General features: G+C 66.8%; 8 protein-coding genes. 2 read left to right on the forward strand and 6 right to left on the reverse strand.

Annotation, left to right across the window (positions count from 1 at the left end; genetic code table 11):
- Positions 1-83: 83 nt before the first annotated feature.
- Complete coding sequence (locus OO63_RS07245) at positions 84-1343, reverse strand: AlbA family DNA-binding domain-containing protein (RefSeq protein WP_030357240.1); 1260 nt, start codon at positions 1341-1343, stop codon at positions 84-86.
- A 222-nt stretch (positions 1344-1565) separates the two neighbouring features.
- On the opposite strand from OO63_RS07245, the gene OO63_RS42075 reads away from it, so the two are divergent.
- Positions 1566-3104, forward strand: a complete 1539-nt coding sequence (locus OO63_RS42075) for a PIN domain-containing protein (RefSeq protein ID WP_157853959.1) — start codon at positions 1566-1568, stop codon at positions 3102-3104.
- 133 nt (positions 3105-3237) lie between these two features.
- On the opposite strand, the gene OO63_RS42080 is transcribed toward OO63_RS42075, so the two are convergent.
- Genes OO63_RS42080 through OO63_RS07270 form a run of 5 tightly spaced genes read right to left on the reverse strand, consistent with a single transcriptional unit; the run spans position 3238 to position 8677 of the window.
- Positions 3238-4221, reverse strand: a complete 984-nt coding sequence (locus OO63_RS42080; protein ID WP_030357238.1) for a TniQ family protein — start codon at positions 4219-4221, stop codon at positions 3238-3240.
- Positions 4221-4805 (reverse strand): TniQ family protein, encoded by a 585-nt coding sequence (locus OO63_RS43225; protein WP_078618985.1) that lies wholly within the window; start codon positions 4803-4805, stop codon positions 4221-4223. The genes OO63_RS42080 and OO63_RS43225 overlap by 1 nt, the downstream gene beginning before the upstream one ends.
- Positions 4802-5851, reverse strand: a complete 1050-nt coding sequence (locus tag OO63_RS07260; protein ID WP_078618986.1) for a TniB family NTP-binding protein — start codon at positions 5849-5851, stop codon at positions 4802-4804. The genes OO63_RS43225 and OO63_RS07260 overlap by 4 nt, the downstream gene beginning before the upstream one ends.
- Complete coding sequence (locus OO63_RS07265) at positions 5848-7941, reverse strand: Mu transposase C-terminal domain-containing protein (RefSeq protein WP_030357236.1); 2094 nt, start codon at positions 7939-7941, stop codon at positions 5848-5850. The genes OO63_RS07260 and OO63_RS07265 overlap by 4 nt, the downstream gene beginning before the upstream one ends.
- Complete coding sequence (locus OO63_RS07270) at positions 7907-8677, reverse strand: TnsA-like heteromeric transposase endonuclease subunit (protein WP_030357235.1); 771 nt, start codon at positions 8675-8677, stop codon at positions 7907-7909. The genes OO63_RS07265 and OO63_RS07270 overlap by 35 nt, the downstream gene beginning before the upstream one ends.
- Positions 8678-9046: 369 nt before the next feature.
- On the opposite strand from OO63_RS07270, the gene acnA reads away from it, so the two are divergent.
- Complete coding sequence (gene acnA / locus OO63_RS07275; protein WP_030357234.1) at positions 9047-11761, forward strand: aconitate hydratase AcnA; 2715 nt, start codon at positions 9047-9049, stop codon at positions 11759-11761.

Raw genomic sequence — 11761 nt, forward strand, 5'->3', positions numbered from 1 at the left:
ACCATGGACACTGCTCGTGGACTGAGGGGACGTCACTTCATTCTGACTTCCGTCGGCGCGCGCCGACGCCCACGCGGCAGTCCTCAGAACGCTGTGCTGGACGGAATCCGCCGGAATCCGGCGGCGATCTCATGGTGGCGTGCAGGCACCGTATTCGGGCCCACGCGGACGTAGAACTCCTGGCGCTGTCCGTCGCGGTAGGCGTACATCTGGCTCCCGCCGGAGACCTCGATAGCGAGCACCTTCTTGCCGTCGTGGTCGATTACGTGTGACTCGTACGGCGGCGCCGGTTCCACGCTGTCCCGGATCATGCTGACGACCTGGAGTTCCTGCTTGTCGACGTTCGAACCCTCGGGCAGGCCCACGATCTGCAGGTCGTCCCGAACGCCGATGAGGATGGTCCCGCCGTCCCGCGATGCGAAGGCAGCGATGGTCTTGAGCATTTTCTTCCGCGAGTCGCCCTCTGGGACCTCCCGTTTGCACTCCAGGTGCTGTCCCTCTCCGTTCGCCAGGAGGAGTTCCAACTCGGGGCCGGGCTGCTCCCAGACGACCGAAGCATCGCGGGCGCGGCCGTACGTGGGAGCGGGGAAGCTGCGCCAGTCCAGCCACTGGTCTTCACGGCGGAGCATCAACAGGCTGTCGTGCGCGAGTCCTTGGGTCAGAGGGAAGCGGTAAGTGCCGGCTCCGTCGACGGAGCGGTTCTCGTTGTCTGCCGCCCAGCTCAGCTCCAGAACCGTGCCGTCCAGGGCCTCGCCGTCGACAACGGCCGTCAGTAGGTCGGGTCCGATGGTGATCTGCGACAGCCAGCCTGCACGCTGTGGCTGGACGATGCGCCACAGGTCCGAACGGCCCGCGTTGTTGTCGTGGGGGCGCTGGTGGAGGAAGGCGCTGAGTGCTTGGTCGAAGTTCAGGAAGGAGGGGCCGTCCCCTACCAGCAGGCCGTGGCCGGGTTGGGGAGCGTTGGTGTCCCGGTTGAGGGTCCACTCGGTGCGCGGCCACGGCGTGGTCACCCGGTTCCATTCTTCCTGGCCGCGCAGCCGATAGGTGGCGGCGGTGGAGGACGGCGGGTCGGGGGAGACGACATGGAGGCCGTGGACGTCCTGGTCGTCGCCCCGCATCAGCGCGGCGACCGTGGGGCCGGGCAGGCGCAGTTCCAGGAAGGTCGCCGTGCTGTAGCGCCAAGCCCGATCTGTCACGGGGGCGTCGTCGTCCAAGTCGACCTGACCATGGTGCAGTCGCCACTGTTGTGCGTCCGAGACCAGGGCCAGCCGGACGTTCACTGAGGCGCGCTCGCTGAGCATCGCCACCAGTACGGCCGTGTCTGTCTGCCCGTTGTTCACCATGTCCGGCTCCCCTCTCCTCGTAGCGTGTGGAGCCGAATCGGACGCATCGTCACGGTCTTTGCTCACGAGCAGGCTACGCCAGGGGCGCTGAGCGGGAGGCCAAGTGCCTGCTTGCTTACGTGCAGGTAGTAGCCGAGTAGTGCGATGCCGGTGGCTGCGGTGCTGCGTTGCTCGAGACAAAGTTTGAGATACTGCCTCCCCTTTGAGGCTGGGAGGCCCTGGTTGATCATCTTTGATACGAACGCGGTGAACCTTCTGTCGCCTGAAGGCGCACGTGCCGACATCATCCGGAAGTTGAGAAAATCGGGACATCACAGGGTGGCTGTTCCATGGATGGTGCTTGAGGAAATGGCCGCCCATAAGGCGCATCTCTACCCGGTCAAGTACCAGGCGGTCCTGAACACCCTGGAGAAGCTGCGGGACATCCTGCCCTGGGAGCCGGAAAGCTCGCTGGAGCCGCTGGACCTGGAGCGCTTCCTGGATCACTGGCGAAAGGTCTACGGAGAGATCTTCGAGGTGATCGAGACCAGCGACGGGGCCATCCGCAGGGCGTTCCAGCGGGAGGCGATGGCTCTGCTGCCGGCAAAGCGAGGCAAGGACCATTCCGAAGGCGGCCGCGATGCAGCGATCTGGTTCTCTGTCCTGGAGTACCTTGAGCAGAATCCGGATCAGCACGTCCACTTCGTCACAAACAACAGCAAAGATTTCAGCGACGGGACCAGCTATCCGTACCCGTTGAACGAAGACATCCGTGGCCTGGAACACCGGCTTACCCTGCTGCAGGACTTCGACCAGGTCGTCTCCCAGTTCACCGAGGCGGTGTCCGGGACGGACGCGGAGGTCGCTGCGCTCGAACTGCTGAAGTCGCCGTCCGTCCGAGAAGGAGTCGCCCAGGCGGCAGCGGGCCTCAGCACCCTCACCGGTTTCGCTGGTCTCGGCGACGGCACCGTGGTGGAGCAGTGGTACGCGTGGGGCGAGGAACCCGATATTGAACTGCTCACCGTCGCGGACGTCACGGGTCACAGGATCGAAGACGACGTGTGGTACACGGCCAAGGTCCGATGGCTGTTGTACGGCCTCGCGATCGACGAGATGGAAACGCTCTCCGGGTACATCGCCTGCGTGTGGGAAACGAAGATTCTCTTCTCCACTCGCGACGGCGGGACTCCGACGCTCCTTGCGCTGGAGGAACCGTCGCCGCCGGACACCGGAGACGAGTCGTGCATGAAGATCCTGCAGAGCCTCAAGAAGCGAGTTGCCGACATCGCGGCAGGCGCCAAGCGCAACCTTCTGGCAGTTCAGACTCCACTAGCACGCTTGAGCACCGACCATCTGCCTCCATCGCTCGCAAAGCTGGATCTGGCCTCACTGCGGCTTGCCCAGGACGCCGCTGTCCGGCAGGCGGCACTCATGAATGGCCCAGCGCAGCGCCTTGCCCGACAGATCGCTGCCAACCAGAAACTCATCAATGGTCCTGGTCTGAGGCTCGCCCAGCAGATGGCAGCTCACAATGCCGCTTTGCGGGCAGCAGCCAATTATCCTGGGCTGCGCCTCGCTCAACAGGCCGCTGCCGCAATGGCCAAACTCGACATCGCCACTTCAATCCCTCAGGTAGGCGTGCCAGTTGTCACTCAGTCGACAAGCGGCGGGAACCCCGTTGCTGAGGACGATGAAGAGCAGCCGGAGGTGCTCGATACCCAAGCCGATTCCGAAGTCGAGCCGGGTGAAGCAGATGAAAAGGGTGACAGTGTGACTGATTAGGCCTTCCGGGTGAGCTCACACGGCGGCTCCGATTCCGGCTTCTGTGTGTGCGGCACCTCTAGCGTGCGGCCCTGAAACCCAGATGGGTGAGCCGCTGCGGCCGAAAAGTCCAGCCAGAACCCCTTAATGCTCCTCAGTAATAGGGAAGGGGCAGGGGACAGGTGCGGAGGTCCTTTGCGGGCCGTTTGGTGAGGCGGCGGGTCGTCTCTTCGTGGAAAAGGATGGTCAAGATCTCCCACCTGTTGAAGTGAAGAGCCATGTTGTAGTTGCCCGCGCGATCTCGGATCCACTGGAGGAGAGGATCCGAGCGGTCTTCGAGTTCGTAACCGCCCAGGATGTTCCGGTGGCTGACCTCGTCGAGGAATCGAGCGAGCCCGCCTTTGCGCAGGGCGACGCGTTCCCAGTGATCAGAGGCGAGTAGTCCGGAGAGTCGCACGATCTCCCGGTGAAATCCGGCTGCCAGCGCGAGGTCGTCGGCGACCGATTTTCCTGAGGGGTAGGAAAGTGCGGTGAGACGCCGTGTGATGGCTTCCTCCGGATGGAATCCGTAGCGTTCCTTCCAGCCGAGGAAGATCTCCTTGGCGCTGTGGAACGCGAGGCCGACCCAGCGGCGTCCGTGGCGGGCGATGAGGTTGCGGTGATGGCGCTGGGCGAGCACCGTGCCCGGAAGCGGGGTGACGTTGACCTGCTCTTCCGGCCGTTGGCAGCCGTCACCGATCCAGAGCAGATGGCGCAGGCAGACATTGCGGTCATGGGTCATCCAGCAGATCACCGGGCTGGTGATGCCTGCCCGGTGGGCGCAGAGCCGACAGGCCGGCCGCTGGGCGTTGTGGCCCTCGGGCAGGGGTCGGTCGATGAGGCCGGGGGTGTCGGTGTTTCGGGTTGCGATGAACTCGGGCAAAGCCAGGGTCAATTGGTGTTCGGTGAAGCTGGAGAGAGTGGCCAGGGGCGGTCGCAGCTCTGTGATCGGGGTCTTCTTCAGCATGCGGACGCTGAGGAGCGCGCGGAGTTCGTCGATGTCCAGGTGGTTGGCCGCGGCGAGCCGGGCAAGGAACGAGTCGACCGTCTCGTCCCGGAAGAGCGGGACGGTTCTGGGGAGTTGGCGGTTGGGAGCCATCAGCAGCTCCGTTCCCGAAGATAGAGGATGATCGTCGACAGGCTGACCGAGGTGTCGTAGTCGTTCATCAGCCGGGTCCAGATCTCGCGAGGCCGACAGCCATGGTCCGCCATCGGATCGATCACTGCCTTGAGCGGGGTCAGGACGGTGCCGGGCGGTCGTGGCCCGGAACGCGTTCGTGGAAGGTCCCTGGTGAGTGCAAGTCGCACCATGCGCCGGTCGAGGCCGTGCCGCGCCGCCAGAATGGGCAGCGGCAGGCCATGGGCGGCATCGTCGCGGACACTTCGGAGACGGCGAGTTACTTCTTCGGGCCACTCAGCATGGGCGGGAGCGGGCTTGCGGCGATGTCGCGGAGAGCTGGCGTCTGCCAGCGCGTGCTGCAGGGCAGCGGCGGGGTGGCCGGTGGTGGCGGCGAGCCGGGTAAGGCGGGGCTTGCCGAACCAGGTCGGCGGCCCGCATAGGAAGCCGTGGAGGTAACTGGGGGTGAGATGGTTGGCGCGGGCCAGACGCCGGATGTACGAATCCGTGCTCTCCCCCAGCCGCGGCCGGAGCGTCATCGGCAGCCGGGAGGGTGCCGCTGTCATGGTTGCTTTGCCTTCGCCAGCTTCTGACGGCGGTCGAACTCGGCAGCGAAGTCCAGCGGGATGGCCTGGATCCCGGCTTTGGTGATCTTCTCGGTGCCGGTCAGGATTGCGTCGATGGCCGCGCCGCGGATGGCATGGGACAGGGCGCCGATCATTCCGCCGGTGTGAGTGTGCAGCCAGCCGTCGAGCCGGCGCAGACTGCCCGACTGATGTCGGCGCAGTAAGAGGGTGTCCTCTAAGGTGGCGACCAGACGGCTCCAATCAGCCCCGGGCGGGAAGGGAGCCGTGCGGATCAGGGTGAAGCGTCCCGCGATCTGCGCGCCGCGTGTTCCTTCCAGCAGGCCCTTTTGATCCAGGTCGAGCCCTGCATAGACGAACGTGGCGGGGATCCGTTCGGCGAAGTACTTGAGGGTGTCAGACACCTCGGCGCCGTTGCGGGTGGCCAGCGAGATGTTGTGGACCTCGTCGACCAGCACCAGGCTGCAGCGCGCGTCGATGAGGACGCCGACCACCGCTTCGATGATGTCCGTCATGTTCAGCCGGGCGCGGACCGGCAGGCCGAGGAACCGGGCGAACTCGGCCGCGATCATCCGGGCGGTCGCCGCGGGTGGGACGGTCACGTAGAGGGTGGAGATGCGGTCCGTGACGCCCGGGTGCCGGGCCCGGTCGACCAGTTCGTGGGAGAGCCCGAGCTGAGTGATAGCGATGGACTTGCCGGTGCCCGCCGGTCCAGACACGAGCAGGCCGCGGCGTGCGCCGCGTTCGTTCCGGTTCATCAGCACTTGGCGGCGTCCGCAGGTCACGATGTGCCGGATCGTCGGAGTGGCCACCACCTGCGTGCGGGCGTGGTGGGCGATGCGGTTCTCGTCGTCCAGACCCCGTTCCGTCTCGGTCAGCGCCCGGTATTCATGCTCGGTCAGCAACATCGGCGGCGAGGGGGCGGCGGTGACGAAGTCCCGCCATCCTTCCAAGGTCGTCAACTGCAACTGGGCCTTGGCATCCCGTTCTGCCACAGACTGCGAGGCCTGTGACTGCTCGGTGCTCATGAACGCCTCCAGGGATCCTCAAGCGGATCGAACAGGCCGAGCGGGATCACGTCGGCCACCTTCTCCGGCACCTCAGGCTCCTGCACCTGTTGCTCTGCATCGGCCGGGGCACTGGCCTGTGGCCTGGGATAGGCGGGATCGGTCGTGGCGCGCGTGCGGGCGGCAACCCGTCCGCTGCGGCGCCGTGACGCCACCCGCTTCGGACGGTTCTGCGGCGACCTGTCCGGTCCGGTGACCATCCGCTCCAGCAACTCTGCGGCAGCGCGGGCGATCTCCTCCTCGCCCTCGCCGGACGCGCCGCGCTCGGCGAGCACTTTGCGGGCGTGGTTCCAGGCCAGCTCACCCATCGGGACCAGAGCTGTGCGCAGGTGCCGCCAGAACACCGTGATCCAGTCCTGTGTGCGCGGATGCCGTACCCAGATGCGGGAGATGTCGTAGGGGTCGTAGTGCACCTGCCATCGGCGCCCGTCCGGGCCGGAACCGGAGTACTCGCGGCGCAGGTCACCCAGGTCCGGGCCGTCATAGATCCGATGGTTGATCTTGAAGCCGTAAGCGTTCAGCGTTCGCCGCGTGAGCGGCAGCAGCTCGATGTACTCCGTCGGCGACAGCGTGACCGGGACGTGGCCGGCCGCCGCGACCAGCACCGCATACTTCTCGTTCGGGCTCAGCGGCCGGCCCGGCATCAACGGATCCCGCAGCCCATCGTGCGGCCGGGTCTGCCACCGGGCCACGATCCACTCCTCCAACAGCGCCTGGAGTTCGTGGATGGACCACACTGCTTCCTGCTCCGGCTCCTTGCCGCGATGCTCGGTGCCGCGGCCCTTGTGGCCGGGTAGGAACTGGGCGAACATCGACGCCACAGACCCCAGCGTCCGCTCGATGTGCGGCTTGTCGGTCGGGGTGTCCGGATGCGCCGGCTGCAGAGAGATCTCCAAGGTGTGGCAGGCCCGGCGGAAGGTGTCGGAGAGGAACGCCCTGCTGCGGTCGCAGACGATCGTCTCCGGCGTGATCACCGGAACCGCGGCAGACTGGGCCAGACGGGAATCCACGTCCAGCAGCGAGGCATGCGGCAGCACCGAACGCGTCATCCGAAGCCCCTCCGGCCAGCCAGGCCGCATCGGTTCAGGCGTCATCGCCCGCGCCAACAGCAACGCGGCATCCACTGCCTTCGTCGACGGCCGCAACACCGCCGACGCCAGCGTCCGCGTCGCCAGATCCACCAGACCGGTCAACTCACACGAGTCCACCGTGCCGTCATCGTGCACCACCAGTACATCCAGCCGCGTCGAGTCGATCTCCATCACCTCACCCGGGCGGGCCGCAATCACCTGCCCGAACACGCGATCCGGCCGCTTGGCCAGTGACCGTCGCGTGCGGGCCGCCCCGAGCGTGTGACGGCCCGAACCGATCGCGGACAACAGCCGGTAGAACGTCGCCCGCGATGGCAGCGGCACCACACCGCGGCCATGCTCGTTCTCCAACACCCGCTCCATCCGGTGCCGCAGCACCGCCCCGGACACTGTGGACCGCTCGGCCTGGTCCGCCACCACTTGCTCCAGCGCGGCCACCACTCGGGGATCGACCCGGCCCGTCACCTGCGGACGCAGCTGCCAACGCCCGTCAACCAACCCCGCGAGCCCCCTGGCCTCGAACCGGGCCCGTAGCTGCTGGACCCAGCTCAACGACACCGACAGACCGTCCTCCCGCAGCTCGGCGACCTTTGCCTGCTCCCGCTGCCGCAAAGACCGAACCGTCGGGTCATATTCTCCGCGCATCGGCTTGTCTGGTTCAGCCAGCGAGTAGCCGGTCAGCATCTCCACCAGGTGCTCCTGCCACCACTCCGCCCGTTCCACCACCGCCTCGGGCAGTCCGTCCAACAGGTCGGCAGCCGACACGGTCGGGCGACCCGGGACGGCACTGAGGATCTCGAAGTCCGACACCGTCAGCAGTTGCGGCAGCAGCACCACCGCGACGTCCTGCGCGTCGTCGACCAGCCGAACCAGCGATCCGGACAAAGCCACAACCGTGTGCTCGCGGCCAGAGAACCGGACCCGATCACCCACCGACAGCAGTCGCGGACGCGTCACCATCCCCGTCCCCTTCCCACCCGATCCAGCCCGGCGTAACCCAGGCTGACGGCGACAGCACCGCCGCCTGCAGATCCACCACGAGGTTCTGACACCAGAGCAGGTGATAGAGCACTGGAAGCACCAGAACCTGATCCCCCACGGCCCGAGCACCCTCCAGCAGACCTGCTCCACCCGCGAACACCTTGCGCAGAGCCGCGGCCGTGTCCTCGCGCATCACCCGCGTGTGCCGGAACCCCGCCAGCCAGCGCAGATTGGCGGTGAGGACCGCCTCCATGGCGCCCACGCGTTCGTAGTCCCAGCCGACCAACTCGCACGCACCCCGCGTGCCGGTGAACCTCACGGCATCGCGCTCGTCGACTCGCTCGTCCGGCCGGACATCCACCACCAAGCCCGTCCCGTCGCCCCGCCGTACGAAGAAGTCCGGCGTGTGCTCCAGATGCCCCACCACACCGTCGTCCCAGGCCAGCCTGAACGGCTGGGCAGCCATGGCGACCGTCGTGCGGTCGAAGTCAAGCCGGATGAGGTGATCGCGCTCCAGCCACGACTCGTAGGGGACGTGCCCCCGACAGGTGGCCGACCAGTACCAGCCCGTGAAATTGATCTGCCCGCGATAGGCGGGGAAGGACCGTGACGGGTTGCTCGCCTCGAACCGCTGCGGCCACATCACACTCAGCGGACCCTGCCGCCGGGCACCATCCGGCCCAGTCATCGTCACCCAGAAGTCCGCTGCATCCATCACGGCCTCCGCAACCAACGCCTACGAGGTACAGCGAAGCTACGAAAGGCTAGACATCGGTGCCCACAGAAGACTGAGACACGACACCGTTTGCCCACAGACGACTGAGACGTAGGCCTCTTTGCCCAGAGAAGACTGAGACTGCCCAGGGTTCACTGAGACAGGACAGCGGGGCGCGCCTCGTCGCCACGGCGGGTCATGTACTAGAGTTATCTCGACATCGAGATATCTGCCGAGGCGCGCCGCAGCCGCACGCCTTCGCCGCAGTCGCCGGTAAGGGTTACCTAACTTAGCCTTACCTTAGCGGATCGGCGAGAAGTTGTGACGGCAGGATGCGGTGGACTGCGCACATATATGAAGGAGACTGTCGTGTCGGCGAACAGCTTCGACGCCCGCGCCACGCTGCGCGTGGGCGACGAGTCGTACGAGATCTTCAAGCTGGACAAGGTCGAGGGCTCCGCACGCCTTCCCTACAGCCTGAAGGTTCTCCTGGAGAACCTGCTCCGCACCGAGGACGGCGCGAACATCACCGCCGACCACATCCGCGCGCTCGGCTCCTGGGACTCCCAGGCGCAGCCGAGCCAGGAGATCCAGTTCACGCCGGCCCGCGTGATCATGCAGGACTTCACCGGCGTGCCGTGTGTCGTGGACCTCGCCACGATGCGTGAGGCCGTGAAGGAGCTGGGCGGCGACCCGGCGAAGATCAACCCGCTGGCCCCGGCGGAGCTGGTCATCGACCACTCCGTCATCGCCGACAAGTTCGGCACGAAGGACGCCTTCGGCCAGAACGTCGAGCTGGAGTACGGCCGCAACAAGGAGCGCTACCAGTTCCTGCGCTGGGGCCAGACCGCCTTCGACGAGTTCAAGGTCGTCCCGCCGGGCACCGGCATCGTGCACCAGGTCAACATCGAGCACCTGGCGCGCACGGTCATGGTCCGGGGTGGCCAGGCCTACCCCGACACCCTCGTCGGCACCGACTCGCACACCACCATGGTCAACGGCCTCGGCGTCCTCGGCTGGGGCGTCGGCGGCATCGAGGCTGAGGCCGCGATGCTGGGCCAGCCGGTCTCGATGCTCATCCCGCGCGTCGTCGGCTTCAAGCTGACCGGCGAGCTGAAGCCGGGCACGACCGCCACCGACCTGGTGCTCACGATCACCGAGATGCTGCGCAAGCACGGCGTCGTCGGCAAGTTCGTCGAGTTCTACGGCGAGGGCGTCGCCGCCACGTCCCTGGCCAACCGCGCCACCATCGGCAACATGTCGCCGGAGTTCGGCTCCACCGCCGCGATCTTCCCGATCGACGGCGAGACCCTGAACTACCTGCGTCTGACCGGCCGCTCCGACCAGCAGGTCGCGCTCGTCGAGGCGTACGCCAAGGAGCAGGGCCTCTGGCTCGACCCGGCCGCCGAGCCGGACTTCTCCGAGAAGCTGGAGCTGGACCTCGCCACGGTCGTCCCGTCGATCGCCGGTCCGAAGCGCCCGCAGGACCGCATCGTCCTCGCGAACGCCGCCCAGCAGTTCGCCCTCGACGTGCGCAACTACGTCGCCACCGCCGACGAGGCGGGCGAGGAGTCCTTCCCGGCCTCCGACGCCCCCGCCACCAGCAACGGCGTGCCGTCGAACCCGACCACGGTCACGGCCCCCGACGGCTCGACGTACGAGATCGACCACGGTGCGGTGACGGTCGCGGCCATCACCTCCTGCACCAACACGTCGAACCCGTACGTGATGGTCGCCGCCGCGCTCGTCGCGAAGAAGGCCGTCGAGAAGGGCCTGACCCGCAAGCCGTGGGTCAAGACCACCCTCGCCCCGGGCTCGAAGGTCGTCACCGACTACTTCGACAAGGCGGGCCTCACCCCGTACCTGGACAAGGTCGGCTTCAACCTCGTCGGCTACGGCTGCACCACCTGCATCGGCAACTCGGGCCCGCTGCCCGAGGAGGTCTCGAAGGCCGTCAACGACCACGACCTGGCCGTGACGTCCGTCCTCTCCGGCAACCGGAACTTCGAGGGCCGCATCAACCCCGACGTCAAGATGAACTACCTGGCGTCGCCGCCGCTGGTCGTCGCGTACGCCATCGCGGGTTCGATGAAGGTGGACATCACCAAGGACGCGCTCGGCACGGACCAGGACGGCAAGCCCGTCTTCCTCGCCGACATCTGGCCGACCGAGGCCGAGGTCAACGACGTCGTCGCCAACTCCATCGGCGAGGACATGTTCAACAAGTCCTACTCCGACGTGTTCGCGGGCGACGCCCAGTGGCAGGCCCTGTCGATCCCGACCGGCAACACCTTCGAGTGGGACACCGAGTCCACCTACGTCCGCAAGCCCCCGTACTTCGAGGGCATGCAGATGGACCCGGCCCCGGTCAAGGACATCTCCGGCGCCCGCGTCCTCGCCAAGCTGGGCGACTCGGTCACCACCGACCACATCTCCCCGGCCGGTGCCATCAAGGCCGACACCCCGGCCGGCCAGTACCTCACGGAGCACGGCGTCGCCCGCCGCGACTTCAACAGCTACGGCTCGCGCCGCGGCAACCACGAGGTCATGATCCGCGGCACGTTCGCCAACATCCGCCTGCGCAACCAGCTCGCGCCGGGCACGGAGGGCGGCTTCACCCGCGACTTCACGAAGGCGGACGCCCCCGTCTCCTTCATCTACGACGCCTCGCGCAACTACATCGAGCAGGGCACCCCGCTGGTCATCCTGGGCGGCAAGGAGTACGGCTCCGGCTCGTCCCGCGACTGGGCCGCCAAGGGCACCGCGCTCCTCGGCGTCAAGGCCGTCATCACCGAGTCGTACGAGCGCATCCACCGCTCGAACCTCATCGGCATGGGCGTCCTGCCGCTCCAGTTCCCGGAGGGCCAGTCCGCCGACTCCCTCGGCCTGACCGGCGAGGAGACCTTCTCCTTCACCGGCGTCGAGGAGCTGAACAACGGCACCACCCCGCGCACGGTCAAGGTCACCACCGACACCGGCGTGGAGTTCGACGCGGTCGTCCGCATCGACACCCCCGGCGAGGCGGACTACTACCGCAACGGCGGCATCATGCAGTACGTGCTGCGCAGCCTGATCCGCAAGTAA

The organism is Streptomyces alboflavus (assembly GCF_000716675.1).
Taxonomy (GTDB): Bacteria; Actinomycetota; Actinomycetes; order Streptomycetales; family Streptomycetaceae; genus Streptomyces; species Streptomyces alboflavus.

What these genes read in the sequence shown, in the direction of transcription:
- OO63_RS07245 (WP_030357240.1), bottom strand. Translation starts at nt 1,343, where the DNA reads ATGGTGAACAACGGGCAGACAGACACGGCCGTACTGGTGGCGATGCTC.
- OO63_RS42080 (WP_030357238.1), bottom strand. Translation starts at nt 4,221, where the DNA reads ATGGCTCCCAACCGCCAACTCCCCAGAACCGTCCCGCTCTTCCGGGAC.
- OO63_RS43225 (WP_078618985.1), bottom strand. Translation starts at nt 4,805, where the DNA reads ATGACAGCGGCACCCTCCCGGCTGCCGATGACGCTCCGGCCGCGGCTG.
- OO63_RS07260 (WP_078618986.1), bottom strand. Translation starts at nt 5,851, where the DNA reads ATGAGCACCGAGCAGTCACAGGCCTCGCAGTCTGTGGCAGAACGGGAT.
- OO63_RS07265 (WP_030357236.1), bottom strand. Translation starts at nt 7,941, where the DNA reads ATGGTGACGCGTCCGCGACTGCTGTCGGTGGGTGATCGGGTCCGGTTC.
- OO63_RS07270 (WP_030357235.1), bottom strand. Translation starts at nt 8,677, where the DNA reads ATGGATGCAGCGGACTTCTGGGTGACGATGACTGGGCCGGATGGTGCC.